At 46.7% G+C, this 25,875-nt stretch carries 21 protein-coding genes and 10 tRNA genes; 16 read left to right on the top strand and 15 right to left on the bottom strand.

Translation table 11 applies throughout. The features are described 5' to 3' along the window. Positions 1–51 precede the first annotated feature (51 nt). The 8 genes from CBX96_RS17775 to CBX96_RS17810 form a co-directional block, all read right to left on the bottom strand. A complete protein-coding gene (locus CBX96_RS17775) occupies positions 52–948 on the bottom strand; it encodes a hypothetical protein (protein ID WP_109287585.1) in 897 nt (298 codons plus the stop codon). Between the two features lie 10 nt (positions 949–958). Next, entirely contained in the window at positions 959–1,717 is a 759-nt protein-coding gene (locus tag CBX96_RS17780) for a hypothetical protein (RefSeq protein WP_086904444.1), read from the bottom strand. Then, positions 1,717–2,250, bottom strand: coding sequence for a hypothetical protein (locus CBX96_RS17785; protein WP_181382231.1), 534 nt, complete (start codon positions 2,248–2,250; stop codon positions 1,717–1,719). The genes CBX96_RS17780 and CBX96_RS17785 overlap by 1 nt, the downstream gene beginning before the upstream one ends. 141 nt (positions 2,251–2,391) lie before the next feature. Then, positions 2,392–2,676 (bottom strand): DnaJ family molecular chaperone, encoded by a 285-nt coding sequence (locus CBX96_RS17790; protein ID WP_011622321.1) that lies wholly within the window; start codon positions 2,674–2,676, stop codon positions 2,392–2,394. A 567-nt stretch (positions 2,677–3,243) separates the two neighbouring features. Continuing rightward, positions 3,244–3,320, bottom strand: a tRNA-Met gene (locus CBX96_RS17795). Positions 3,321–3,367: 47 nt separating this feature from the next. Continuing rightward, positions 3,368–3,444 (bottom strand) — tRNA-Met (locus CBX96_RS17800). 89 nt (positions 3,445–3,533) lie between these two features. After that, positions 3,534–3,610, bottom strand: a tRNA-Met gene (locus CBX96_RS17805). A 38-nt stretch (positions 3,611–3,648) separates the two neighbouring features. After that, positions 3,649–3,725 (bottom strand) — tRNA-Met (locus CBX96_RS17810). A 257-nt stretch (positions 3,726–3,982) separates the two neighbouring features. Between CBX96_RS17810 and rlmKL the strand changes: the two genes are divergently transcribed. The 5 genes from rlmKL to rmf all read left to right on the top strand — a co-directional run bounded on the left by rlmKL (position 3,983) and on the right by rmf (position 10,505). Next, on the top strand, positions 3,983–6,124 hold the full coding sequence (rlmKL, locus tag CBX96_RS17815; RefSeq protein WP_109287586.1) for a bifunctional 23S rRNA (guanine(2069)-N(7))-methyltransferase RlmK/23S rRNA (guanine(2445)-N(2))-methyltransferase RlmL: 2,142 nt from the start codon (positions 3,983–3,985) through the stop codon (positions 6,122–6,124). After that, positions 6,117–6,356, top strand: a complete 240-nt coding sequence (locus tag CBX96_RS17820) for a glutaredoxin family protein (RefSeq protein ID WP_011625889.1) — start codon at positions 6,117–6,119, stop codon at positions 6,354–6,356. The genes rlmKL and CBX96_RS17820 overlap by 8 nt, the downstream gene beginning before the upstream one ends. A gap of 1 nt (position 6,357) precedes the next feature. Beyond that, a complete protein-coding gene (locus CBX96_RS17825) occupies positions 6,358–8,280 on the top strand; it encodes an ABC transporter ATP-binding protein (protein ID WP_109287587.1) in 1,923 nt (640 codons plus the stop codon). 28 nt (positions 8,281–8,308) lie between these two features. Further along, positions 8,309–10,141, top strand: a complete 1,833-nt coding sequence (locus CBX96_RS17830; RefSeq protein ID WP_109287588.1) for a DUF3466 family protein — start codon at positions 8,309–8,311, stop codon at positions 10,139–10,141. Between the two features lie 187 nt (positions 10,142–10,328). Continuing rightward, positions 10,329–10,505 (top strand): ribosome modulation factor, encoded by a 177-nt coding sequence (gene rmf, locus CBX96_RS17835; protein ID WP_011071969.1) that lies wholly within the window; start codon positions 10,329–10,331, stop codon positions 10,503–10,505. Between the two features lie 107 nt (positions 10,506–10,612). Here the strand turns inward: rmf and fabA are convergent, their stop codons facing one another. Together fabA and CBX96_RS17845 are read right to left on the bottom strand one after the other, a co-directional pair. Then, complete coding sequence (fabA, locus tag CBX96_RS17840; protein ID WP_011625892.1) at positions 10,613–11,128, bottom strand: bifunctional 3-hydroxydecanoyl-ACP dehydratase/trans-2-decenoyl-ACP isomerase; 516 nt, start codon at positions 11,126–11,128, stop codon at positions 10,613–10,615. Positions 11,129–11,202: 74 nt separating this feature from the next. Next, positions 11,203–12,936, bottom strand: a complete 1,734-nt coding sequence (locus CBX96_RS17845; protein ID WP_109287589.1) for an AAA family ATPase — start codon at positions 12,934–12,936, stop codon at positions 11,203–11,205. Between the two features lie 221 nt (positions 12,937–13,157). Between CBX96_RS17845 and CBX96_RS17850 the strand changes: the two genes are divergently transcribed. The 9 genes from CBX96_RS17850 to CBX96_RS17890 all read left to right on the top strand — a co-directional run bounded on the left by CBX96_RS17850 (position 13,158) and on the right by CBX96_RS17890 (position 18,386). Beyond that, positions 13,158–13,248, top strand: a tRNA-Ser gene (locus CBX96_RS17850). A gap of 691 nt (positions 13,249–13,939) precedes the next feature. Next, positions 13,940–14,030, top strand: a tRNA-Ser gene (locus CBX96_RS17855). Positions 14,031–14,541: 511 nt separating this feature from the next. Beyond that, positions 14,542–15,186: a UvrY/SirA/GacA family response regulator transcription factor gene (gene uvrY, locus CBX96_RS17860; RefSeq protein WP_011622328.1), complete on the top strand. Its 645-nt coding sequence runs from the start codon at positions 14,542–14,544 to the stop codon at positions 15,184–15,186. A 109-nt stretch (positions 15,187–15,295) separates the two neighbouring features. Then, positions 15,296–17,125, top strand: coding sequence for an excinuclease ABC subunit UvrC (uvrC, locus tag CBX96_RS17865; protein WP_011622329.1), 1,830 nt, complete (start codon positions 15,296–15,298; stop codon positions 17,123–17,125). Between the two features lie 47 nt (positions 17,126–17,172). Next, positions 17,173–17,721, top strand: a complete 549-nt coding sequence (gene pgsA / locus CBX96_RS17870) for a CDP-diacylglycerol--glycerol-3-phosphate 3-phosphatidyltransferase (protein ID WP_109287590.1) — start codon at positions 17,173–17,175, stop codon at positions 17,719–17,721. A 143-nt stretch (positions 17,722–17,864) separates the two neighbouring features. Further along, a tRNA-Gly gene (locus tag CBX96_RS17875) sits at positions 17,865–17,940 on the top strand. Between the two features lie 20 nt (positions 17,941–17,960). Continuing rightward, positions 17,961–18,034 (top strand) — tRNA-Cys (locus CBX96_RS17880). A gap of 48 nt (positions 18,035–18,082) precedes the next feature. Beyond that, positions 18,083–18,169 (top strand) — tRNA-Leu (locus tag CBX96_RS17885). A 130-nt stretch (positions 18,170–18,299) separates the two neighbouring features. Further along, a tRNA-Leu gene (locus CBX96_RS17890) sits at positions 18,300–18,386 on the top strand. Between the two features lie 332 nt (positions 18,387–18,718). Here CBX96_RS17890 and CBX96_RS17895 read toward each other — a convergent pair. From CBX96_RS17895 to CBX96_RS17915, 5 genes are all read right to left on the bottom strand, one after another. Further along, on the bottom strand, positions 18,719–18,994 hold the full coding sequence (locus CBX96_RS17895; RefSeq protein ID WP_086904877.1) for an HU family DNA-binding protein: 276 nt from the start codon (positions 18,992–18,994) through the stop codon (positions 18,719–18,721). A 382-nt stretch (positions 18,995–19,376) separates the two neighbouring features. Then, the gene (locus CBX96_RS17900; RefSeq protein ID WP_109287591.1) at positions 19,377–20,285 is read right to left on the bottom strand and encodes an ABC transporter ATP-binding protein; all 909 of its coding nucleotides are present in this window, start codon (positions 20,283–20,285) and stop codon (positions 19,377–19,379) included. Next, positions 20,282–21,112, bottom strand: a complete 831-nt coding sequence (locus CBX96_RS17905) for an ABC transporter permease subunit (protein WP_109287592.1) — start codon at positions 21,110–21,112, stop codon at positions 20,282–20,284. Before CBX96_RS17905 ends, CBX96_RS17900 begins: the two co-directional genes overlap by 4 nt. Before the next feature lie 84 nt (positions 21,113–21,196). Beyond that, positions 21,197–21,862, bottom strand: a complete 666-nt coding sequence (locus CBX96_RS17910; protein WP_109287593.1) for a YceH family protein — start codon at positions 21,860–21,862, stop codon at positions 21,197–21,199. Positions 21,863–22,028: 166 nt separating this feature from the next. Then, the gene (locus CBX96_RS17915; RefSeq protein WP_086904872.1) at positions 22,029–22,868 is read right to left on the bottom strand and encodes a S1 RNA-binding domain-containing protein; all 840 of its coding nucleotides are present in this window, start codon (positions 22,866–22,868) and stop codon (positions 22,029–22,031) included. A gap of 474 nt (positions 22,869–23,342) precedes the next feature. Here CBX96_RS17915 and CBX96_RS17920 point away from each other — a divergent pair, with 474 nt between their 5' ends. Next, entirely contained in the window at positions 23,343–23,495 is a 153-nt protein-coding gene (locus CBX96_RS17920) for a hypothetical protein (protein WP_011071981.1), read from the top strand. A gap of 463 nt (positions 23,496–23,958) precedes the next feature. After that, positions 23,959–25,872, top strand: a complete 1,914-nt coding sequence (gene speA, locus CBX96_RS17925) for a biosynthetic arginine decarboxylase (protein WP_109287594.1) — start codon at positions 23,959–23,961, stop codon at positions 25,870–25,872. The last annotated feature ends 3 nt before the right edge of the window (positions 25,873–25,875 follow it).

The following is a 25,875-nucleotide window of genomic DNA, read 5'->3' on the forward strand; positions in this document are numbered from 1 at the left end:
TTCAGACGGCAGAAAAAAGAGGGCGCTAATTGATTAGCGCCCCGATAAGGATTAAAGCACGATATAAAGCGGCCAGCCGAGTAGACCGACGAGTCCTTCTTTATGCTCAAATCTTTCTAAACGCTCTGGTGAGGCATCACTAAGTAGCAGTTCGCGGTAGCTTTTCGCGAAATTCAATGTACGCAGCAATGCTGGCGCAAAGTTTTTACCCAAATCTTTACCGATAGTCTCGGCCAGCTCCGCAGGGAGTTCCGCCAAGGCTTTTTGGGTTTGCTGCTCGATATAATCAAGGCTGAACCATTCGTCCTGCAAGCTGATTTTGGCAATGCGCTTTTTCAGATCTTGTCTGACTTTGGCATTATCAAACAACATCCGATACAGCACGGCTTCGGCCAATACGCTCTCCAGATTTAAGAAATCTAAAGGATCGTAGCTGGTTTGGGCATAAAACTGTGCCATGAGTGCCGCAATCGATTGCTGACGTTGGTGCTCGGCCAAGGCATCCTGGTAGGCCTCATAGCCCAGCCACTCTTCGGCGTCAGGCGGTGTAGAGACTTGTTCCAGCAGGAATTTGTCCACATCACCATAGAGCGACTTACCGTTCGCCAGCTTATGTTTGCTGACGACGCTGAGCATGCTCCAACCCTTTTGGAAGCATTTGACTACGCCGTCGCTGGTGAGCAATAAACGCACCGCTTGCTGTTGATCCTGATCAGACAGTTCCATTAATCCGAGGCTGACAACGCCAATCACATCGTGCGCCGCCTGTTCCAGTAAGTGCATCTTGTACTTGTTGTAGAACTTATCCGCCAATTTGAGGCTCATCAAAATGGCTTTAGATTTGATTTGTGCGAGCTGCTCACCACTAAGGGTGTCGTCTGCTTGGCCTTTGGCCAACACCTTGCTCAGGTATGGACCTTGGTCTAAATCACGCAGTACCAGTTGCATCTAGGGATCCTTAATCTAAAAAGCTAAACATATCATCCACTTCTGCGTATTCGTCCGTGACTTGGTTTTTCTCTTTCGCTTGGATAACCAGTTCATTGACGAACTTATTAATGATCATCTCCCAACCAGAGCTTTCGTTACGCAGCAGGTTTTTAATGGCTTTTTCTACATCGGGTGCCAGCTCATGGATTAATGCCATCAGACTACGTGGGTCATCTAGGCTTAAGCTATGGGCTTCTTCACTGTCGACACGACTGTCATAGCCGACGGTGTCGGTATCTTCTTCATCGTCGTAATAATCGTTGAAGTGGTCTTCATCGTCGTGGCGCTCACCCAACATCATCTCGATAAAGGGGATAGACAGATAGAAGAGGCCGGCGGGATCTTCGGCAATGCACTCTAAAATAGCGGTTTGTTTTTCTTCGCTATCTTGAATGCGAATTAAATAGGTCAAAAAATCAAAGGTATGCTGAATGAGTTCTTCGGCATTGTTCTTGATTTTTTCTTCCCAATATAAAGGTTGCTGGCAGACGATGTCGCGAATTTGCTCAGGGGTCATCAGCTCCGACATAATTGACGGGCAGGAGATATCGTGGTGACTGTTGATTTGCGTCAGGGTCACAATATCCATTTTTTCAATGACTTCAACTAATTGCTCATCGTTCATTGTGGTGGCGATGAGTTCGAAACGTTTACTGGCCTGTTTTGGCTCGACATCGGCGAGCTCTTTAATCTCGGCAACGGTTATTTCAATGAGACTAGTGTTCATTAGCGGTCCTCATCATCGTAGTGATCGTAGTAGCCATCTTCCTCTTCGCCGTCATCATCGTCGTCATCGGAATAATCGGCGTAATCACTGTCTTCGTCTTCAAAATCATCGTCAGCGCTGCGTTTAGGCACAGGTGTACTTTTGCCTTGGTTTTCCAGTAGATAGAGTACGGCGCAGCTTTCAATCAATAAATCTTCTGAATAGGCGCGCACCGCTTGCACTAATGGGACATCGGCATTATTAAAGCCAATAGTGACCTTGAACTCGTCCCACTCGGGTTGCGTTGCAGTGTTAATCCAGTGAGCCCACTTAAGCTTGGCGTCACTTGGAAATTTTACTCGGCCATAGAGTGCCACAGGCAGGTACTCGGGTACTGACTCGAGCATTTTAGGATCGGCCTGTAATACTTTTTTGATTTGACTAGTAAATTGTTCCAATGCCTTGGGTGTATCCGGGTCATCATAGGACTCGATATTGTCGTAGGCATTGGTCTTAAGCTCATTAATGCGTGAGATATTCAGTTTTTTGGCCATGGGCATGTCTCGAAATAAAAAGCTATCAAACAAACAGCTTCTCAAAATAAACCGTGTTGCAATAAAAGGTCCAAATTAAGGGGCTAGGCAAACTAAGCTCATTCATTTGGCACTCCCAGCGTTGCACTGGAAATAACCCGCTTAAGGGTAAAACTGATCCCATAATTCGCGCATGGCGCCATTGGGATCGGTCACGATCACATTGTTGAAGTCTCGGATAAACGCATTTCTAAGCTTGGGATCTGAGAGCACTTCATAAGCTTTTTTAACGCGCTCAAGTTGTTGTGATGCTTGCTCTTTTTCTTCATCAGAGGCACCTAACAACTTATCGGGATGGTATTTGTTTGAGAGCCGGCGATAGGCTTTTTTAATGTCGTCTTCTTTGGCGCTAGGCTTGATACCGAGCACACTAAAGTGGTTAATCATATTTGTACCTGCAGGCGATGGGTTGGTATCGCAAGATAAAAGGCTAAGTGCTGATTATCTGTCAATTTGTGGAATTATGATTAGTCAGCGACGGATCATAGCAGAAATGCTTGTTTGGCGGCAAATGACTATGGCGGCATTTATGGGGAAAAGTGAGTACTTAATTGTGGTTTGTGAGCATAGGCAACAGTGAGGGCCGACGACGAGTGCTGACTTAGGTGCTTTGGGCACTCCTAGCTGCTCACATTGTTATTTTACCGCGAGTGAATGGATGTGTTTTTGTTCATCGTAATCCGATATAGCTCGATCACTTAGATAAACGATAAAAGCAAATAAAGCCAAGATAAATTTTGGTTACATGAATTTCGGGTACAAAAAAACCAGCGGAGGCTGGCCTAGTTGTTACTTTGTTTAAATGGGTTGCGGGAGCCGGATTTTAACCAACGACCTTCGTCTGTGTTTATAAAGGGTTGAGGGCGACGAGCTAGCCTAGTGAAACTCTATAAGACGAATTTCGGGCACAAAAAAACCAGCTTAATGCTGGCCCAGTCGTTACTTTGTTTTAATTGGTTGCGGGAGCCGGATTTGAACCGACGACCTTCGGGTTATGAGCCCGACGAGCTACCATGCTGCTCCATCCCGCGTCCGATTAACACTGTTAATAACTTTTTTAATTCTGTCATCTAAGAATTGGTTGCGGGAGCCGGATTTGAACCGACGACCTTCGGGTTATGAGCCCGACGAGCTACCATGCTGCTCCATCCCGCGTCCGATTAACGCTGCGAATAACTGTTTTTATTCTGTTATCTAAGAATTGCCCAAGGGCGATTTCTTTTTATAAGCCTATACATCTAGATTGGTTGCGGGAGCTGGATTTGAACCAACGACCTTCGGGTTATGAGCCCGACGAGCTACCAAGCTGCTCCATCCCGCGTCCGATATCTATCTGTATTACTTAACTTTGCTTTAAATTGGTTGCGGGAGCTGGATTTGAACCAACGACCTTCGGGTTATGAGCCCGACGAGCTACCAAGCTGCTCCATCCCGCGTCCGTCTTCAAAGCGGGGCGAACTATAACGGCAGCGCTGTGGCATTGCAAGGAGGAATTCTAAAAAAACGGGTGAATGCTTAAATATAAAGCGTAGTGCGGGGAATTCGTCCAGTCTTGGCCGTTATCTGGGATTTGAGCGAGCTAAATGTGGGTTAACTGCTTGACTAAATCGAGTTTTGGCTAATAACTGTTTATCTTTTATGTCGCTTCACAGGTATAATGTCGGTTTGATTTTGACTGTGTATTGATTATCCCATGCTTAATTTTTTTGCTGCCGCCCCTAAGGGCTTTGAATATAGCTTAGCCCAAGAACTGACAGAATTTGGTGCGACTGAGATTAAAGAAAGTGTTGCCGGTGTCTATTTTACCGCGCCGCTTGCCTTAGCTTACCGTATTACCCTGTGGACACGTTTGGCCAGCCGTATCGTGCTGGTGATCTATAAGGGCCCCTGTGAGTCGGCGGAGCAATTATATAACGCAGCTTATTGTATTGATTGGTCAGCCCATTTCTCCAATCGCAACACCTTTAGTATCGATTTTCACGGCACTGGCGGCTTTATCAATAACACCCAGTTTGGTGCGTTAAAGATTAAAGATGCGATTGTTGACCGTTTCCGTGATGACGGTGATGCCCGTCCAAACGTCGCCCGTATCGATGCCGACATTAAAATCGACGCCCATTTCCGTAATGGGGTGATTACCATTGCGATGAACTTCTCGGGACCTTCTTTGCATCAACGCGGTTATCGCTCTACGACCGGTGAAGCGCCGTTAAAAGAAAACCTCGCCGCCAACATGCTAGTGCGCAGTGGCTGGAAAGCCGCGCCAACCACCTTACTCGATCCTTTCTGCGGCAGTGGTACTGTGCTGATTGAGGCCGCATTAATGGCTGCCGATATTGCTCCAGGGTTGCAGCGCAGCCGTTTTGGTTTTGAGCATTGGCGCCGCCACGATAAAGCCACATGGCATGAGATTTTAGAAGAAGCCAAGGCTCGTGCATCATTAGGTGTAAAACGTTGCGACGTGAAGTTCTACGGCTCGGATATCGATTCGCGCTTAGTGGCACTGGCAAAACGTAATGCGCAAAACGCCGGTGTACTTGAGCTGATTGACTTTAAAGTGGCTAATGCGCTGAATGTCGAGCCGCCCGCTGGTGAAGGTTACTTGATTACTAACCCTCCCTACGGCGAGCGTTTAGGTAGCGTCTCTGAGCTATTGCAGCTCTATTACCAATTAGGCGACAAGTTTAAAAAGGAGTTTGGCGGCTGGAAAGTGGCCATGCTCTGTAGCGATATTGAGCTGATTTCGGCGCTGAAACTCAAAGCCGATAAGCAGATGAAGATGTTTAACGGTGCGCTAGAGTGTGCCTTTAACCTTTATACCTTGCACGCGCAAAGCACTCGCCGTGATACACCCGTATTGCCGGAAGGGGTGGATATTGCCGATATCGCACCAGCGTTTGCGAACCGTATTAAGAAAAACGCTAAGCAATTAGAAAAGTGGGCGAAAAAAGAAGGTATCGACAGTTACCGTTTATATGATGCCGACATTCCCGAATATAACGTCGCGGTCGACCGCTACTTAGACCATATCGTGGTGCAGGAATATATGGCGCCGGCCAGTATTCCAGAGGCAGTGACAAAACGCCGTTTAAGCGATGTGCTACTGGCTCTGCCTGCCGCGATTGGTGTCGATCCGCACAAGATCACTATGAAGACCCGTGAGCGTCAAAAGGGCACCAATCAGTATCAAAAGCTGGATGAGCGTAAGCTTGAACTTATCACCACAGAATATGGCGCTAAGTTTAAGCTGAACCTGACGGGCTATTTGGATACAGGTTTGTTCCTTGACCACAGATTAACCCGCCGTTTAGTGGGACAAAAATCGAAAGGACGCCGGGTATTGAACCTGTTCTCTTACACAGGTTCCGCCTCTGTGCATGCCGCATTAGGTGGCGCTAAGTCGGTCACAACGGTTGATATGTCAAACACCTATCTGGCGTGGGCGAAGGAAAACTTTGCCTTAAACGATCTCAGTGGCAAGCAGTATGAGTTTGTGCAGGCCGATTGTTTGCAATGGATCCGCGATAGTACGCTCGATAAATCCGCGCAATATGATTTGATTTTTATCGATCCGCCGACCTTCTCTAACTCCAAGCGGATGGAAGATTCCTTCGATGTGCAGCGTGATCATGTGAATTTATTGGGCATGCTCATCAAGCTATTAAGTCCAAATGGGGAGATAGTGTTCTCCAACAACAAACGCAAGTTTAAGATGGACACCGAAACCTTGGCCAAGATGAAAATCAAGGTGGAAAACATCGATGATCTGACCTTGCCGATGGATTACAAGCGCAATCCCCATATCCATAACACTTGGCTTATCACCCATGCATAATGTACTGCAAGCGGGTTACATTCTATACCACACCGAAGGGTGTCACTTATGTGAACAGGCTGCGGCATTACTTAATGCCGCCGAGGTGCCCTTTACGGCCATCGATATTTGTGATGATGAAGCCTTAGCTGAACGTTATGGCGTGTGTATTCCCGTGGTGAAGGCCGCGGATGAGCGTTGCCTCTTTTGGCCCTTTGACGCTACCCAATTACAAGAATTTTTAGGAGCTTAGTTTGAGTCTGGTTCGTATCAATAATGGCTCGTTAGCCTATGGTTACACTCCGCTGCTGCAAAATGCCGATTTCACCATCGAGCGTGGCGAGCGAGTGTGTATTGTTGGCCGCAACGGCGCGGGCAAGTCGAGTCTATTGAAGATTTTATCCGGCGATGTGCTGCTCGATGAAGGGGAATTCAACATCGACAACAGCGTCACCGTTAGCCGTTTGCAGCAAGATCCGCCAAAGGCGGAGCAGGGATCGGTCTACTCTTATATCGCTGCGGGCTTAAAGGAAGTCGGTGAAGCGTTAGAGCAGTACCATCAACTGTCCCACGATGTGGCCTTTGCCGAGCCTGAGCAGATGGAGCGCATGCTCAATCAAATGCAAAAGCTGCAGGAGACTTTAGATCATCACAACGGCTGGCAGCTTGACTCGCGCATCAAACAAAATTGTGAGTTGTTAGGCCTCGATCCCGATAAATCCTTGAGTGAATTATCCGGCGGTTGGCAGCGTAAAGTAGCGCTTGCCCGCGCCCTCGTGAGTCAGCCGGATTTATTGCTGCTCGATGAACCGACAAACCACTTAGATATCGATACCATCGAATGGCTGGAAAAATTCCTTTTGGATTTCCAAGGCGCCATCGTGTTTATCAGCCACGACAGGGGCTTTATTGCCCGCATGGCCACACGTATCGTTGATTTAGACCGTGGTGTAGTGACCTCATGGCCTGGGAATTATCAAGCATACCTTGATGGCAAGCAGGAATGGTTAAGGGTTGAAGCTGAGAAAAACGCCTTATTCGATAAGCGATTAGCCGAAGAAGAAGTCTGGATCCGCCAAGGCGTTAAAGCCCGTCGTACCCGTAACGAAGGCCGCGTGCGTGCATTGAAAGCACTGCGTCAAGAACGTAGCGAGCGCTTATATCGTCAGGGCAATGCCAAGATGGCGGTGGCTGATACCGAGCGTTCGGGTAAGTTGGTCTTCGATGTGAAGGACTTAAACTACAATCTGCCCGATAAAAATCTGGTTAAAAACTTTAATACCACGGTACTACGCGGGGATCGTATTGCGCTTATCGGCCCTAACGGCTGTGGTAAATCGACCCTTATTAAGCTGTTGATTGAGAAGTTACAACCTCAATCGGGTGAGGTGAAAGTAGGTACTAAGTTGGAGATTGCTTATTTCGACCAATACCGTGAGGCGCTGGATCCTGAGCAAACCGTTGAAGACAACGTGGGTGAGGGTAAAAAGACCATCACCATTAATGGTCAAGATCGTCATATCTTAAGTTATCTGCAGGATTTCCTGTTTTCGCCGATGCGCGCTCGTACTCCAGTGAAGGCATTATCGGGTGGTGAGAAAAATCGTTTACTCTTGGCTAAGCTCCTTATTCGTCCGGCCAACCTGATTATCCTCGACGAACCTACAAACGATCTTGATATTGAGACCCTAGAATTGCTAGAGTCGCTGCTGACTGAATATCAAGGCACACTGTTACTTGTGAGCCATGATAGGGCCTTCATCGATAACACTGTCACCAGCAGCTGGTGGTATGCGGGTAATGGGCATTGGAGCGAGTATGTTGGTGGTTATCAAGACGCGATTGACCAAGGGGCAAAGTTTTATTCTGAGGAACCTAGTCAGCCAAACACGGTCGAAGCTCCTGCGACAGCAAAAACCGCTGAGGTGAAAGTGGCCGAGCCCGCCAAAGCTGCGAAAAAACTGTCCTATAAGTTACAGCGTGAATTAGAGGCCATGCCCGAGTTAATGGAGAAATTAGAGGCTGAAATCCTCGAATTGCAAACCACAGTGGCGCGCCCAGATTTTTATAGTCAGGCACAGGATAAAATCAATCCGATATTGAACCTGTTGGCAGATAAAGAAAAACAATTGGAAGTTTGCTTCGAGCGATGGGAAGAGCTTGAGTCACTGAAGTAAACCAATAATAAAAATGGGAATAGAATTAATGAAGTCAAAGTTGGATAAAGCCCTCTCCTTGGTTGCCTTAGGTGTCCTTGGCGTATTACACAGTGCCCATGCTGCACCCGTCTATGAAATTGTTAACCTTGATAATTATGATCTGCCACTCTCTGACAGCTTCCAAGGGGCGCGTAATGGTTATGCCTTAGGTGTTAACGCCAACGATGAGTTGGTCGGTATCATCAAAGGTAAGAAAAAACTCAGTACATCTGATGTCGAAGGTGGGGTTATTGACGTCGAAGATGGTATTGCCCCTGAGGAAACCATTACCTACTCTATTACATCTGCCATTATTGCCAATAACTTTGCTTTTATCGCCGCGCAAAATGGTGCCTTTGGCGCATGGAAGCCAACCTTTGACAGTATCAATGGTACTACGCCACCGAGTGATACTTCGGTCGTTAATTCAGTCGATACCTTTTACTATGGTATTAATGATGCCGGCGTGAAAGTGGGGAGTATGACCGCACCTGAAAAGAAAACGGAAAATACCGCGACTACGGATGATACTGCGGATTACTGGTATTACCGTGATTATGAATATCGCGGTTTTGCCAAAGTAGGGGATAGCGAAATTCCCTTACTCCCACCTTATACTCAATATGTTAAAGATGACAAAACCGTTGAGTTAGGCGGTTGGTCTGCGGCAACAGCGATCAACAATAATAATTTAGTTGTCGGTTATGCCAGTACTGATATCAGTAAATATGGTGGCGATCGTGTAGCTTACTGTTTAAGCACAGATAACACGTTACCGTTAGATGTGTGTATCCAGCGTGAGCAATACCCGAATACTCAAGGTACGCGCAATATTCAGTACCAAACCCGTGCATATGTGTGGCAACTGGATAATGGCGTAGCAACTGGCACAGTTTTACCTTTAGGCTTAACCCCTGCGAGTGATAACACCTTAACCTTTACGGCTCAAGCTCTGGGTGTGAACAATGAAGGTGTAGTTGCAGGACGCTCGCACGTTTACCGTAACGGTAATACAGATAGATTGCGCCAGGATGCTGCCTATTGGAGTAAAGATGCTGAGGGCAACTATCAATACCATTGGATCCCAATGGGTGATTCTGTTTCGAGTTCAATTGCTTACGATGTTAACGACAACGGCATCCTTGTGGGTAGTTATCGAAGTTATATCCAAGGTTATCCACGTGATAAATTCTTCTACTTTGATACCAATACGCCTGATGTTGCTTATGTCACGCCGAATGATTTTGCATCAACGACCACAGACCTTTCGAGTAAACCCAAAGATATCAATAACAAAGGTCAAGTCGTTGGTTATATTGAAACCACCTACGATAAGGAAAAACCACGTCCTAAGGCGGGCTTCCTGTATGAGAAGTCTACCGGGGAGTTCAGTAACCTCAATAACTTGCTGACCTGTGAATCTAAGGGTTTTGAAAAGGGCTCGGATGATAATTGGGCTCGCCATAAGGTTGAAATTAAAGACGGTACTGGCAAGGTGCTAAGCTACAACAGCGATATTCTCGTTGTTGAAGCAAATAGTATTAATGAAGATGGCACTATTGTAGGTACCGCCTTTATCCGTAAACCTTCGTTCCAGTTAGACTCGAAGGGTAATATTATTGTTGGGGAAAATGGTGAACCGCTGTTTGAACTTAGCGGTAATGGTGACCCAGTTACGGCCTATGTTCCGCGTATGGTCGTGTTAAAACCGACCACTAATGGTGAAGCTTGTACTGTCGATGACAGTACTGACACGGGTAATTACGAACGTAAGGGCGCTGCATCTCTCGCTTGGTTACTTGCCTTACCTTTAGTCTGGTTACGTCGCCGCGTTCGCTAATTTTTCAGCTTGAATTCAGACTCAAAAAATCGAGGCAAATTGCCTCGATTTTTTTTAACCATGATCTCAATAGTTTAATAAATAGTCGATAAAATGGACGATTTTTTGATTGATCTCGGCGCTGAAAAGCACTATTTCTATGGATGAAGCTGTTGCTTCTATTTCAAGTAGAACAGAGGACGCTTGCATGAAAAGACAAAAACGAGATCGTTTAGACAGAGCTTTTTCCAAAGGATTCCAAGCGGGTATTGGGGGTCGATCTAAAGAGCTTTGTCCTTATGCAAATCTTGATTCGCGATCACAGTGGTTAGGTGGTTGGCGTGAAGGTGTGGATGGCCGAGTTAATGGGCTATTTAATAAATAACGAGTGTTTCTCGTGGATTAAATAGCCCTGAACAGACAGAGTAATGCAGCATAATTGCCCTCAGATGAGGGCATTTTTGTATCTTAGCTTGTAGGGAATAGCTACGATTAGAAGGTCGAGGTATCACTAAATACGCCGACTTTTAAATCGGTCGCACTATAGATTTGACGACCATCGACTTCAAGGATGGCATCGGCAATACCCATGACCAATTTACGATGAATGGTACGTTTGATGTTTAGCTTGTAAGTCACTTTTTTCGCGCCAGGTAACACTTGTCCGGTAAATTTCACTTCACCGACGCCCAGTGCGCGGCCTTTACCCTCGGCGCCTTCCCAACCGAGGTAAAAACCTACTAGCTGCCACATAGCGTCTAAGCCTAAACAACCAGGCATTACTGGGTCGCTGATGAAGTGGCAGCCAAAGAACCAGAGGTCTGGATTAATATCGAGTTCAGCAACAATTTCACCTTTGCCAAATTCACCGCCGTTATCGTTAATGGTAATGATCCGGTCGATCATCAGCATATTATCGACGGGTAAACGAGGCGAGTTTGGACCAAATAAATTCCCATGGCCACAGGCGATGAGTTCTTCTTTATTGAAACTGTTTGCTTTATTCATTGTTTTACTACTCCAGCAATAAGAGCCGCCAAGATTAGCGAACACGTGTAAGCTAAACAACTCCGATCAGCTAATTAATGGCGAAATAATCCCAGTTTTGCGAGTAATCTCGTCATTAAGCTAATCTCTTCTTCGCCATTTCCCGCTAGCTTATCGAGCCGTTCTTGCACTAGGCCGTATAAGGAATCTGCAGGGAAGTCATTATCTTCATTGGCAACCCCAGCAGGCATCTGCATCAGTAGCTCCACCGCTTCGTCCATATGCTCAATTGCATAGATATGGAATTGGCCTTTGCCTACAGCTGTTATCACTTTAGGGGCGAGGTTAAGTTGCAGAACGTTCGATTTAGGCATAATCACGCCCTGTTCACCCGTGAGACCGCGTCGTTCACACAGATTGAAGAAGCCTTCAATCTTCTCATTAATGCCGCCAATGGCTTGCACATTGCCGAATTGGTCCAAGGCGCCGGTAATGGCGAGCGACTGGATAATCGGCTGCTCGGCAATGGCCGACATCAAACAGCAATACTCGGCGAGCGAGGCACTATCACCATCGATCTCTTGATAGGACTGTTCGAATACTATGTTGGCATTAAGGTGTAGCGGGGCGTCACGACCAAAAATACGATATAGGCAGGCGGATAAGATCATCATGCCCTTGGCGTGGATATTGCCGCCCAGCTCGGACTTTCTTTCAATGTCTGCCACTTCGCCATCACCATAGTGCACGGTTGCGGTGATCCGCGCGGGTTCGCCGTAACTATGGTCAATCGCATCGATAACCGTCAGGCCATTAATCTGTCCTACCATAGCGCCTTCAGTTGGCAGATTTATGAAATTGTCATCAAAACTTTGCCCAGAAAACTCTTCAGAGCTGTTATGGCGATAGTTGGCTTGCTCGAGCGCGTGTTCAATACTGGCGGCATTGATAGTGGCTTTGCCGCGATAGACCTTAGCCTGAGCCATTAATTGGGCAAAATCGAGCATCGACAGGCTTAAACGGCGTTGATGTTCTGTCAACCTAGCACTGTGTCTAAACAGTGGCGCAAGGCTTGATTGCTCTAAACCAACCTCAACACTCTGCGCCACGGCTTGTAACCAACTGGCATATTGCACTTCTTTAAAGCGAGTCAGATCGAGTTCACTCGCCAGCTCTGCCAGCAAACTAAAGTGGCGCTGAAATTGCCAGTCCTCTGAGCGGACTTGGCTGTAGATTAAGCCTGCGCCAATCAGAATGATTTTACAATTTAGCGGAATAGGGCTCAGGTGGCTGCTTATCTGATAGGATTTTTGCGTCAGAATTTGCATCACCAGATCCCATAGGCTTTCGCGTTTCCACAGTGATTCGGCGCAGATAAACACATAGTGGCACTGGGCGAGGGCGCCGGGTTGATATTTGCTGCCATTTGCTGATTGCACCATACGGCCGAGAAGATCGGCACGGCGGATATTGCCACTCAGGTAACGGTAACTGACATTTTTCTCGGCAATGGCGCCTTGATTGTCGAGCGGCGCTTCATACTGCCATTGGAATTGAATCGCTTTTTCTACGGGACGAGCCGCCACTAAATATGCGCAGGATAACGGCTCGATGGTTTCCATTAGGGCTTGCATGATTAATTGTCGGTCGATGCCGGGGAAATCGGCGAGGTACAGCTGTTGATCGGCAATGGCGTTATGTAACTTAAAGGCATCCAATACACGTTCTTGCCCTAAAAGCAGGGCTTTTAACCCTGTGGCCGATTGCGGCAGGGTAGGAAGGTTAAATTCAGGCGCGAGTGAGGATGATGGTATCAAGAGTGAATTCATATAAGCATTTACCATGAAAAGTTACCGCGATTTTACCATACCAAGACGGCAAGTCTCTTACTGTATAGGTGTTTTTGCGTTGGTTTACTCAGATATTGCTGAAAATTTGTGGGCTATTTGCCTGAAAAAACATCTTGGTGAACATAAGATGAGCATTTGACACAATATTGAAAAATTGCTGTTTACAAGCACCGATGATGCTTATATTATTTGCGCCATTCGGAGGGGTGGCAGAGTGGTTTAATGCACCGGTCTTGAAAACCGGCGTGGGTTTATAGCCCACCCAGGGTTCAAATCCCTGCTCCTCCGCCATATTTTACGGAAAAGCCATCAGCAATGATGGCTTTTTTGTTTGTGCCATTTGAACCCAGGGTTCCCTCATTCTAAGCGCAGCTCCTCTGCCATATTCCACGAAATGTCATCGGCGATGATGGATTTTTGTTTTGCCATTTAAACCTAGGTTCTGCATACGAAGCTTATCAGCTTCTTTTACTGCATTTGAGAGTCATTTGAGCAGCGCCAGCCCTACCAACTCAGTGTTGTTTGGCAGATAGGTGCACGCGGACTCGGTTGGGTGATACGAATACCAATTAGCTAAGGTTAACGCCCATTTACTTAAGCAAACTCGTATTTACCTTGGGGGTTTCTTCCCACCTTCTTAACTACTTATAAGTGCAGGCATCCACATCGCCAATTTGCCTTCACACGCCTTTAGTGCGCTTTGATTCGTGCGACTTTTTATTAAATGTCTATTTCGGCTATATAAAGTGGCTACTTTAAGGTGGTGGGGGCGAGTTAAAGGGACGTGTGTATTGAGCGCAGCGTGTTTGCGCCTAAGTAGCCATAAGTGCCACCTTAAGTGTGAATACAGGGACTTTTGGGTGAAGATTAGACGTTATTCGATGGTTTTATCGACGACTGGATATCAAATCGCCAATCAATTCAATTAATAATAAATTTAGGTTTACAACCTTAGGGGAGATAGCTATTATCTCGCTCGTTCGGAGGGGTGGCAGAGTGGTTTAATGCACCGGTCTTGAAAACCGGCGTGGGTTTATAGCCCACCCAGGGTTCAAATCCCTGCTCCTCCGCCATATTCTACGGAAAAGCCATCAGCAGTGATGGCTTTTTTGTTTTTGCCATTTGAACCCTAGGGTTCCTCATGCTAAGCGCAGCTCCTTCGCAATATTCCACCGATAAACTATCAGTAGTGATGGCTTTTTTGTTTTTGGCATTCCGGAAGTTGAACCCAAGATTCCTCATACTAAGTGCTGCTTCTCCGCCAGATTAAGTCTAAAGATCATCAAGCAATTTGCGTTCTTTTGGATTCTCAGGCTTCTATTCTATGGTGTTTAAAACTTGCGGCATTGAGCACACTCTTGGTTATTTGCCGTGAATGCCGAAACCAGTAGCGCCCTAAGTGCAGAATTTAAACTGGGTTAATGAGTCAGTTGTTCCTTTAAATATCATCTAGTTAACAATATTCATTTTATGCTTTGCGAAATGCCATTGTTGGGCTAAATTACCCTGATAACCTATATTCCGGTTGCGGTATCCTGATTTGACTAAACTTTCTTAGTCTACATTGGTAAAGGTGGATAAAAGTTGATATCGATATATTTAGTTGACGACCATGAGCTTGTAAGAACTGGGATCCGCCGCATCTTAGAAGATGAACGTGGGATCAAAGTCGTGGGAGAAGCGCCAGATGGCGAAACCGCGGTACAGTGGGCGAGACAAAATGAAGCCGATGTCATCTTAATGGACATGAATATGCCTGGGATGGGCGGGCTCGAAGCCACACGTAAGATTTTACGTTATCAGCCCCATGCCAAGATTATTGTATTAACGGTGCATACTGAAGATCCTTTCCCCAGTAAAGTGATGCAGGCGGGCGCGTCCGGTTATTTAACCAAAGGCGCGACACCTCCCGAAGTACTGCAAGCGATACGTCAGGTTTCCCGTGGTCAGCGTTATTTATCTCCAGAAATTGCCCAACAAATGGCATTGAGCCAATTCAATCCCGCCGATGAGAATCCGTTTAAAGCCTTGTCTGAGCGTGAGCTGCAAATTATGTTGATGATCACCAATGGTGAAAAGGTCAATGATATTTCTGAGCAGCTCAACTTAAGCCCCAAAACCGTTAACAGTTACCGTTACCGCTTGTTTGCGAAGCTTGGGATCAGTGGTGATGTGGAGCTGACTCGTTTAGCGATCCGCTATAAAATGTTAGATGCAGGCCATTTCTAATGGCCGCTTGTGTCAATGGTTCTAGCATTAATTAAGTGTTAGCTGTGAGTGTGAAGACGATTTATCAAGTTGTGTTGAAGACCGTGAGTAAAAGAGTGGGTGTGTAACGATGTCGACAGGTTTTAACGCCCAGAGTTTTTTACGCACGGTCTCATCCTCTGCTGGGGTTTATCGCATGTATGACGTCAAAGGTGACGTCATCTATGTGGGTAAAGCCAAAGATCTTAAGAAGCGCTTATCCTCCTATTTCCGTAAAAACCTTGGAAATGTGAAAACCCAGGCGCTGGTGTCCCATATCCATCATATCGATGTGACGCTGACCCACAGTGAGACCGATGCGCTGCTGCTTGAGAATGACTATATCAAGCAGTACATGCCCAAATACAATGTGTTACTGCGGGACGATAAGTCATACCCTTATATTTTCTTGAGCCAACACGAGCATCCACGCCTTGCATACCATCGTGGACCGCAGCGGGAGAAGGGCTATTACTTTGGGCCTTATCCGAATGGCGGCGCGGTGCGCGAAAGTTTGCACTTGATGCAAAAGTTGTTTCCTATCCGCCAGTGTGATGATCTCTATTATAAATCCCGCACTCGTCCCTGCCTGCAATACCAGTTATCCCGTTGCAGCGCGCCTTGCGTCGGTAAGGTCAGTAATGCGGAGTATGATGAGCAGGTTAAACTCGCCAGTTTGTTCCTTAAGGGAAAAGATAAGCAAGTCATCAGTGAACTCGTGGCTAAGATGGAAGAAGCCGCCGAGCAGCAAGCCTATGAGCAAGCCGCGCGCTTTCGCGATCAAATTATGGCGCTGCGCCGCGTGGCCGAGCAGCAAGAAGTCTCGGGTAATACCGGGGATATGGATGTTATCGGCGTACACTACGCCTCGGGTATCGCCTGTTTTCACCTGCTATTTATCCGCGAAGGTAAAATTTTTGGTAGCCGCAGCTATTATCCAACGGTGCCCGCGCAAACGGATATTGAAGAAGTCTTACGTTCCTTCCTGCTACAGTTTTATTTAAATGCCGATATTCAACGCACCATTCCTAAGGAAGTGGTGATAAGTCATCACTTTGAAGAACTGCACGAGTTAGAGGCGGCCGTCTCTGAGGCGTTAAACAAAAAGTTCAGCATCAAAACCAATGTGCGCGCCGACAGGGCAAGTTTTTTGCGCCTCGCGCTGACTAATGCCACTAATGCTGTGATGACGCGCCTGTCCCATAAAAACACTGTTGAACAGCGTTTTGTCTTGCTGGAGGAGATCCTCGAACTCAATGCGCCGATCCAGCGGATGGAGTGTTTCGATATCAGCCATACCATGGGGGAGAGCACGGTAGCCTCCTGCGTGGTGTTTAACCGCGAGGGACCACATAAGGCCGAATACCGCCGTTACAATATCGAAGGCATTACTCCCGGCGATGATTATGCCGCGATGAAACAAGCCATTAGTCGTCGATTTGATAAAATCGATGCCAGCGGCAAAATTCCTGACATCCTATTTATCGACGGCGGTCTAGGGCAGCTGCGTATCGCGCAGCAAATAGTGGATGAGAAATTCGTCAATTTAGATAAAGCGCCGCAACTGATTGGGGTGGCAAAGGGGGAGAGCCGTAAACCTGGGCTTGAAACCTTAATCTTTGGCGATACAGAAAGTAGCTTTTCCCTTGAAGATGACTCACCAGCGCTGCACCTTATTCAACATATTCGCGATGAGTCTCACCGCTTTGCGATTACAGGTCATCGCAATCGTCGCCAGAAAACCCGTAACACCTCGACGCTCGAATCCATTCCGGGCATTGGTCCTAAGCGGCGCAAGGCATTATTGCAACATCTTGGTGGTTTACAGGAAGTGAAGGGGGCGAGTGTGGCCGAGTTAGCGAAAGTGCCTGGTATTAGCATAGAAATGGCACAAACCATTCATGATGCATTGCGAGGGTGATAAATTTAAGGCAAGATTGGCGCTGCTTTTGACTAACTGGTTCGATCATGCCGTTTAACTTACCTATAGCATTAACCCTTTTTAGGCTTTTTTTACTGCCCATCTTTGTGGTGCTCTTTTATCTGCCTTACAGCTGGACTCCCTTCGTTGCTGCTTTTGTGTTTTGGCTTGCCGCCATTACCGATGCTTTGGATGGCTATGCCGCCCGTAAACTCAAGCAACTCACGCGTTTTGGGGCTTTTCTCGATCCGGTTGCCGATAAACTGATGGTAATCACCGCGCTGGTGTTATTAGTGGATCAATATGCCAATATTTGGTTAACGTTGCCGGCACTGTTTATGATTGGTCGTGAAATTGTGATTTCTGCCCTGCGTGAATGGATGGCTGAATTAGGTAAGCGCGGGACGGTTGCGGTTTCTTGGATCGGCAAATATAAAACGGCGGCGCAGATGGTGGCGATTATTGGCCTGATCTGGCAATACAACCCACTAATGATCCAAGCCGCATTTGTGCTGTTATATATCGCTGCCGTGTTAACCTTCTGGTCAATGATGAGCTACATTTTAGCCGCCTGGAAAGATTTAACGGCCGAATAGCACAATAAAAGATCAAAGAGATTATTTAGTGCGCAAGCAGTAAGTTATCGATAAAACAGCGGTTGACACTGCATCGTAAATAGGTAGAATGCCTCCCCGTAGACGAGAGACGAAGTGAAAACAAAATCTTAACTCTGCGTGATGCGACATTAGCTCAGTTGGTAGAGCGATACCTTGCCAAGGTATAGGTCATCGGTTCGAACCCGATATGTCGCTCCAATCTAAATGATTGGAAAGATGGCGCGATGGCAGAATGGCTATGCTGCGGATTGCAAATCCGTCGATCTCGGTTCGACTCCGGGTCGCGCCTCCATAATTAAGATATTAATGACACGATTCCCGTCGTTAATATAAAGAGTTTGCCCGAGTGGTGGAATCGGTAGACACAAGGGATTTAAAATCCCTCGCTGGTAACAGCGTGCCAGTTCAAGTCTGGCCTCGGGTACCATGATTATAATGGTGACAGCTCAAAGCGAGCTGAAGCGGTAAACTTCGTTATCTATAGATTGAAATATAACTAGAAGAGCGAAGCAAAGAGTTAACAATATCAATAGCAGTGCTTGCGATATTAAGAGTTTGCCCGAGTGGTGGAATCGGTAGACACAAGGGATTTAAAATCCCTCGCTGGTAACAGCGTGCCAGTTCAAGTCTGGCCTCGGGTACCATTATTCTTAGTGAATAGTAAATAAGCCTCGACATTAGTCGGGGCTTTTTTGCATCTACGGCTCTGATTTTTGGGTTTTGGTTTAAAGTGCCGTTTCTAACTTCTTCGCTAGAGCCACGGCTTCGCGCTTGCCACTTTTGTTACAGGCATTAGTCCTGCCTTATAACCTACTTATTTCTCAACTTTATTGCTCCACATTGAGCTTGATAGTATCAAACTGAGCTCGTGTAGGCTGCGTTTGAACGCTAAGGCTTATTGCCAAAGTGATGTCGTTACCTTGTCCCATAAAAAAGCCCCGTGGTTTTCACGAGGCAATTTTACACATCCGCAATACTACTCATTTATCGCTTGTTTAAGCGCTGTCGCGGCCTTAAAGCTTGGCTGGTTAAAGCCTGCAATCTCAATCGTCTCGCCAGTTTGCGGGTTTCGACCCAATTTAGGTAAATGATAACGTAATTCGAAGGTGCCAAATTGTGGCAGGAAGACTTTTTCACCTTCGCTTAAGGCGATATGGATCTGTTGTAGGATCTGTTCGACAACAGGTTTAGTGCTGGCCTGGGACTGTTCAAGCGAAGTGGCGATACGTTGGATAAGTTGTGCTTTGTTCATTGAAACCTCTGAATTCAGCGAAAGAGCAGGAAAGGGGAGTTATAACAAGCCCGGGATCAGATTGAAAGCCTAGGTTTACCAAAGCGGCTTAACTGCTGCTTTATTGGTTAGCGGTGGCAACTCACCTTTTATTTTGAAACGTAAATACGCCTCAGATAAGCAGCGTTAGGGGCTAAGTTGGCCTGTAGCGTTTAGATCTAAAGTGGACGTTAAAGGATAAAGCCTTTTAACACTGATATTTATGACTGTTCGATGTTTGACATGGTGTAATAAATGGCATTGCTTTAGCACTTATAAACAACATATTAGCCACAAAGCGCCCTTGCGGGCGCTGTTAGAGGTGGAGCTAAGCGTAGGAATAATGGTTGGACTTATCGCGGAGTTAAGAAAATAACGTTTCTTCCAATGTGCGCCCTTTCAGCAGCATCTTATATTGCCAATGCTGCTGCTTAAACAGGGCGAGTAGGGCGGTTTCAAACTCATAATGGCGATTTGCCGTGTCATCCAATTGGATAACAAATACATGAGTTTGTTTTGAGGTGATATTCACTACACCGGCTATTTGACCTACGGCTTGGATGAGCGCTTCACTGTCGCAGCTTTCCATGGTGAGGGTGAGATATTCACTGCCGCTATTGGATGAGCGCATTGAAATCGATTGGCCCAGCTCACCTTTATCTAGATACAGCACTTGGTCACAGAGCTTCTCGAGCTCGTCCAAGTTGTGAGAGCTGATCACAAAGGTGGTTGTGGGCGACAGCGTTCTGACGAGTTCACGGATTTTCTTCGCATTGGCAGGATCGAGTCCTGCGGTTGGCTCATCGAGTAATACCAGTTTAGGCGAGCCGATTAAGGCTTGGGCAATCGCCACACGTTTACTCATTCCATGGCTCAGGCTCGGTGGCTTTTGCTGCGCCACCTCGGCTAAGTCCACTAAATTCAGCACTCGCAGGGCTTCTTGATTTGCCTGCTTGCTATCCATCCCTTGAAGACGCGCAAAGAAGCTTAACTGACTGATAATGTTCAAATTGGGATCGAGCGTCGCATCCTGTGGCAGGGCGGCAATTTGCCCTAATAATGCTGGACTATTTGGCGCTTCTCCCAGAATACGAACCGTGCCCGCGCTTGGGGTGAGGTAACCACAAAGTAGGCTAAATAGCGTGGTTTTACCTGCACCGTTAGGGCCAACCAAGGCGATGGGCGCTCCCGATTCGAGGGTTAAGTTAACGTTATTGAGCGCTTTTTTACTGCCATAGTGTTTGGACAGTCCTTGGCATTGAATGAGGATCATAGTTGACTCCTTTGTATATAAACGCGGCCAAGGAAGAGGGCGAATGCGGTTTGTAATAGGGGGATTGGTGCGTAGGCAAAACTATTGAGTCCATTGGTGTTGACCATGTTCGACAGTTGAGCGCCAGGCAATATCCATTGTAAGCCTTCAAATAAGCTGGATTGATTACCCAAAATCAACAGTGCAATCGAGACGACTGTCCACAAGATGGTGGCGAGCACCATGGCCTGTCTTGCCGTGTTGGCATAAAGGGACAATAGGGTCATGACCGCGGTAAAGGGTAAAATCACGATAAGCAAGTTGATGCCGACCAAGGCACCCGAAGTTAATGCGGGTAATAACAAGCCGATATCACGAGTGAGAGCCAGCGCTATGGTGGCGAGGATAGTCAATAAGATCAGTAGACCTTGGATCAAGATTTGCCCCAAAAAGCGGCCGAAGAGTAGGCTGTCTTTGCTGGTTCTTAGGGTATAGAAGCGCAATGTGCCGCGGGATTTGTCTGAGGAGAACTGATCGGCGGCAATCAAAATACTGAACATGGGAAACAGATACAGCGCAAAGCACCAGAAGATAGCCATTTCCGCCACGGGCCAGTCAAACAGCACATTGAGTGCTTGGCTGCCTAAGAGACCGTCGATCAGATCTTTAATATTGGGCTGCATCAATAGGGTCGAAGCGCCTTGGATGGGATAGAGCAATAGCATGCCCCACACTAATGCAAAGGCGATAAGGGCGATAATCCCGCGAAGGTTAAATAGAAATTTGCGACATTCAAAGCCAGCGATCAAAAGCATGTTGTTGAATGTACTGGGAGCGTTTGGTGTCATTCGCTGTCTCGTCAGTGAGTGGGCGGACAAACTTTCACGTTAGTCATCATTAAGAGCGACCATTCGCGAAAGTCGTCCGCGCGTTTAGGATAAAGAAGCGATAAGCGAGTCTAACTTATTTTTAAGTTCAGCTACTTGCTCTTCAAGCTGCGTGACTCTCGCTTCCAGTTGTTGTCTATCCTGCTCGTTTAGCGGCTGGGCATCTGCATTTGTGGCACTGGTAAATGACGCGGCGCTGACCTGCTCAGCACCTTGGGAGAATAGCTCAGTGTAACGGCATTCACGCTTACCCGGTTCCCGTGGCAGTTGGGCTAGCACGGGTTTATCTCGCTCCATCAATTGCTTAATGCAGGCTTCCACTTCGAGCACATCTTTAAAGTCATGTAGCCTGTTGCTGCGGGTACGCAACTCCCCCGGCGTTTGTGGGCCGCGAAGCAGCAGCAAGCAGACAATAGCTAGCGCCGCGCTGGAAAGTTGTAACTCGCTAAATTCGGTGTTGCAGAATCTGTGCTTGTATTTGACGACTCGGCTGCCAAAGCCGGATTGCTCGCTGATAAGTCGCTTTTTATTCAATGAATCGAGGGCGTCTTGAACCTGCGCTTCGCTTAAGTCCAATACGGGATCGCGGCTGGTTTTTTGATTACAGGCGAGGGTCAGGGCATTGAGTGAAAGAGGGTATTGCTCTGGGGTGGTGACTTCTTTTTCAAGTAGACAACCGATAACTCTGGCTTCGTGTAACGTGAGTTCCATATAAGCTCCAAAGAAAAAAGCATGGCTTTGTTATAACAGAGCCATGCTTAATATCCTAGCGCTTGTCGGTAAACTGAGGTTTAAGGCAAACTATTTGTACAAATAAAGCACGAACATGGGGGCAAGAGAGTGCTAAGTCCCGTATTCGGTTGACTATTCTGCCCAATCAGTCTGCTTCAGTCAGACGTAAGCCATCATCATCGATGCTTAACTTGCCCGCTTTAAACAGGCCGCCGATGCTCTTCTTGAAGGCTTTTTTGCTCATGCCGAGTTGCTCGTAAATCACTTCGGCATCGGTTTTATCGGTCAGCGGTAAGAATCCACCCGCTTGCTTAAGTTTCACTAAGATAATGTGCGCGTGCTTATCGAGCTCTTGCTTACTGCCTTGTTGCAAGACCAAATCGATTTTGCCATCGCGGCGAACTTGTTTGATAAAGCCTTTCACTCTTTGGCCAAAACGCAGCTTTTGGAACACTTCATTTTGGTAAATCACGCCCCAGTGGGCATGGTTAATAATGGCTTTGTAGCCTAAATCTGTGGTGCCACCGATATATAAGTCAACCTGTTGACCCACTTCGTACTGAGCTGGAGTTTTATCGAGGAACTTATCAATTTTTGATGAGGCGACAATACGTTCATCCGCGCGGTTAACATGCACGTAAACGAGGTAAGAGCGGCCTTCTTCGATAGGTTTATGCTGCTCGCCAAAGGGCAGTAGCAGATCTTTATCTAATCCCCAGTCTAAAAATGCCCCGTAAGGACCCGTTGCCACGGCTTTTAGATAGGCAAACTCACCGACTTGCGCAAGTGGTCTGCGCGTAGTGGCAATGACGATATCTTCAGAGTCCAGATATAAAAAGACCTCTAGCCAGTCACCGACTTGGCAATCTTTTGGGGTGGCTTTGTTGGGCAGTAACACTTGGCCAAATTCGTGGGCATTTAAATACACACCGAAGCTGACTTGTTTTACCACCTCAAGTTTGCAGGTTTTTCCTATCTGTACCATGTAGCTCTCTATCTATAGATGTCATTCGGCGGTGATTATAACCGCTTTATCCGTAAACGGCAGCTTCCAGTTCGGCTTTTAGGTTTGCACTTTAGGATTAATGGCTTAGTGAGCGTTAAAAATCATGCCGGCGCTGCGATTGTTAGCCATTTATACTGCAAGACTATTAAAAAATATTGAACGTATTAAAAGTAGGATTATTCACTAAGTTATTAATTTATCGCAATTAACCCTACATGGGGATGCCATCCCTGTTAATGGGGTGTTTGTTATATTTTAATGAAAAATATTAAATGAGATTCTTGCTTGCATTCTGTGACATTGCGCGGTTTAATTGCGCCGTTTAACGACTTCGCTCGTTACAGACATGACAAATATTACGTGAGTTGTAATGGTTTTATGGTTCACAGGTCATTAACCGTGTAACGTACAATTTATAATGGTTACATGGGGTTAAGAGGAATTGTTTAGCTAATGCACAAGCATCCATTTTTTGCTCTTTGCCTAAAAGCATCACAATGTCAGCGCTCAATCGTTGTGCCCTATGACGATACCAGCCTTAAACATCTCACGTTAATCCGTATCAATTCTGGCCGCGAAGAAGCCAACAGTCCCCTGTTACAATAATCTTGCCTGTTATTAGGTGCGCTCGGTCTTGCCTGGCCACTTAATATGTAATGTTGTTCCTTTAGTGTTACCTGTAGTTGTAGACATGCTTGACCCTCTTTTTAATGAATTTGGGGTATTCGGCTGTGATGCAACGCCTAACGTTAGGGTTTTGGGTGTTTTTTAACCTCAAAGCGCGCTAAGGTTAATGCCATTGGTGAGAAACCTTGGCGATAAAAGGTGATATGAACGCAATCTCCTACCATCGCCAGTGTAATAAGAATATGGGGTTTACCCCGGCTGCGTTAAGGAAAAACGCATCAATGTCACCTCTGCTGGGTTGATTTTGCTGCATTAAACAGGGTGAATTCATCCTAATTGTATGTCAGGTAAACATATGTTTTACCTGGGTTTGTCGAACGGGCGGTCGCGCAAGAATGCCGTGGCCGTTTAACCCATTTTTTTATAGACGGGCTAAATAAAAATGAATGATTGGTCTATTGATGCTGCTCGTGCTGGGTACAACGTTACCCACTGGAGCCAAGGGTTTTATGGGATCAGCGACCAAGGTGAGGTGACTGTGTCGCCGGATCCTAAGAATCCTGATCACAAGATTGGCTTAAATGAGCTAGCAAAAGACATGGTTAAAGCAGGGGTCGCTTTACCTGTATTAGTTCGTTTCCCGCAAATTCTGCACCACAGAGTGAACAGTTTGTGCCAAGCATTCGACCAAGCGATACAAAAATATGAGTATCAGGCGGACTATTTGCTGGTTTACCCCATTAAAGTAAACCAACAAAAAACTGTGGTAGAAGAGATCCTTGCGAGCCAAGCATCAAAAGAAGTTCCACAATTAGGCCTAGAAGCCGGCAGTAAGCCAGAATTAATGGCTGTATTAGCCATGGCGCAAAAAGCCAGTTCAGTGATCGTGTGTAACGGTTACAAAGATAACGAATACATTCGTTTAGCCTTAATTGGTGAAAAGTTAGGCCATAAGGTCTACATCGTTTTAGAAAAACTGTCTGAGCTGAAGATGGTGTTGGCCGAGTCTAAGCGTTTAGGGGTGAAACCTCGCTTAGGTCTACGTGCTCGCCTTGCCTTCCAAGGTAAAGGCAAGTGGCAAGCCAGCGGTGGCGAAAAGTCTAAATTCGGTTTATCTGCGGCGCAGATTTTAACTGTGGTAGATCAGTTAAAAGAAAACGACATGTTGGATTCGCTGCAGTTATTGCACTTCCATTTAGGTTCGCAAATCGCCAACATCCGCGATATTCGTCAAGGTGTGAGCGAAGCGGCGCGTTTCTACTGTGAATTACGTGAGTTAGGCGCCAGCATTAACTGCTTCGACGTCGGCGGTGGTTTAGCGGTGGATTACGACGGCACTCGTAGCCAAAGTAACAACTCAATGAACTATGGCTTAAGTGAATACGCGAACAACATCGTGAACGTGCTTACCGATATCTGTAATGAATACGAGCAACCAATGCCACGTATTATTTCAGAATCTGGCCGCCACTTAACGGCGCACCACGCTGTGTTGATCACCGATGTGATTGGTACTGAAGCTTATCAGGTAGAAGAAATCCAGCCGCCAGCGGAAGAGTCGCCACAACTGCTGCACAACATGTGGCAATCTTGGACCGAGATCAGCGGCCGCGCCGATCAACGTGCACTGATTGAGATTTACCACGATAGCCAAAGTGACCTGCAAGAAGCGCAATCGCTGTTTGCTTTAGGTCAATTAAGCTTGGCGGAACGTGCGTGGGCTGAGCAGGCTAACCTGCGTGTATGTCACGAAGTTCAAGGTTTGTTAAGCACTAAAAACCGTTACCACAGACCGATTATCGATGAGTTAAACGAAAAGTTAGCCGATAAGTTCTTCGTTAACTTCTCTTTATTCCAATCGTTACCGGATGCTTGGGGTATCGATCAGGTGTTCCCTGTGCTGCCATTGTCTGGTTTAGACAAAGCGCCAGAGCGCCGCGCAGTGATGCTGGACATCACCTGTGACTCTGACGGTATTGTTGACCAATACGTAGATGGCCAAGGGATTGAAACCACGCTGCCCGTTCCGGCTTGGAGCGCTGAAAGTCCTTATCTAATGGGCTTCTTTATGGTCGGTGCCTATCAAGAGATTTTAGGTGATATGCACAATCTGTTTGGTGATACCAACTCTGCTGTGGTCAGCATCGAAGAGAACGGTATGACCAACATTGAGTCGGTCCTTGCCGGTGATACGGTTGCTGACGTACTGCGCTATGTTAACTTAGACGCCGTTGACTTTATGCGTACTTACGAAGAGTTAGTGAATCAGCACATTGCCGAAGACGAACGCGCCCAGATTTTAGAAGAACTGCAAGTGGGCCTAAAAGGTTACACTTATTTAGAAGATTTTTCTTAATAT

Origin of the sequence: Shewanella sp. BC20 (assembly GCF_003129585.1) — a bacterium.
GTDB classification, from domain to species: domain Bacteria; phylum Pseudomonadota; class Gammaproteobacteria; order Enterobacterales; family Shewanellaceae; genus Shewanella; species Shewanella seohaensis.